This window comes from Pseudomonas mosselii (assembly GCF_003205295.1).
Lineage (GTDB): Bacteria > Pseudomonadota > Gammaproteobacteria > Pseudomonadales > Pseudomonadaceae > Aquipseudomonas > Aquipseudomonas mosselii_B.
In genome coordinates this window covers 1-1,233 of the sequence record NZ_QJRP01000081.1, presented here as the reverse complement: position 1 = coordinate 1,233, position 1,233 = coordinate 1, and the positions used below count along the sequence as shown (strand labels likewise).

The 1,233-nt window shown below is 67.3% G+C and carries 1 protein-coding gene; it reads right to left on the bottom strand.

Features of this window, described 5'->3' with window-relative positions; genetic code table 11:
* Positions 1-1,233 (bottom strand): condensation domain-containing protein (locus tag DMX06_RS26030; RefSeq protein ID WP_258378926.1); only part of this gene is annotated, 1,233 nt, incomplete at both ends.

Below are 1,233 nucleotides of genomic sequence, written 5' to 3'. Positions count from 1 at the left end.
CTCCCCGGGCCGCAGGATGTCCAGCTCGCCCAGCGCGGTGCCAGGCGACTGGCTGGCCGCCTCGAGCAATATCAGCAGGCGCTGCGCCAGAACTTCCACCGTGCTTGCGTCGAACAGGTCCAGTCGGTACTCCAGCGTACCTTGCAAGCCCTGCTGTCCTGCCTGCTCCATGAACGACAGGGACAGGTCGAACTTGACCCGGGTGCCACTGGCCGCCAGCGGACTCACCGCCAGCCCCGGCAACGCCAGTTGTCCAAGGTCCGAACCCTGGCTGGCCTCCAGGCTCAGCGTGACCTGGAACAAGGCATGGTGAGCCAGCGAACGCACAGGGTTGAGCACCTCCACCAGGCGTTCGAAAGGCAGGTCCTGGTTCGAATACGCCTCAAGGTCAGTGGCCCGCACTCGATCGATCAAGGTCAGGAAATCGGGGTTGCCCTGGGTATCCGTGCGCAGCACCAAGGTGTTGACGAAGAACCCCACCAGGGACTCCAGGCTTTCCTCGACACGGCCGGCCACCGGGCTGCCGATCGGAATATCGGGGCCTGCGCCCAGGCGGCTCAGCAACCCGGCGAAACCGGCCTGCAGCACCATGAACAAGGTCGCGCGCCGTGACTGGGCCAAGGCGTGCAGGCGCTGATGCAGCGCCGCCGGAACCTCGAACCGGACCACACCCCCTTGCGTGCTGGCCACGGCTGGACGTGGCCGATCCATCGGCAGGGCAATCTGCGTGGGCAACGCGTGGAGCGCCGTGCGCCAATAGTCCAGCTGTCGTGCCAAGGCGCTCTGCGCATCCTCGACCTCGCCCAGCCAGTGCCGTTGCCACAGGCTGTAATCCGCATACTGCACCGGCAAGGCTGCCCAGCTGGGGGCCGCGCCTGTCGAACGCGACCGATAGGCCTGCGCCAGGTCGTTGAGCAGCGGCCCTTGCGATGCGCCATCGGTGACAATGTGGTGCAGCACCAGCAGGAGCACCTGCTCATCGTCGCCCAGCCGATACAGCCGGGCTCGCCAGGGAGGCGAGCAGTCCAGGGCAAACGGGCGCTCGAGCTCTGCCGCCAACAGCCCCTCCAGGGCCGCCGCGTCGGTATCGAATTCGGCGAAGTCCACCTGCGCCTGCGGCGCAATATCCTGCCACGGCTCGCCGTCGCGCACCGGGAAGCAGGTACGCAGGCTCTCGTGGCGCATCGCCAGATCGGCCAGGGCCATCTGCAAGGCGAGCGAATCCAGCGCGCC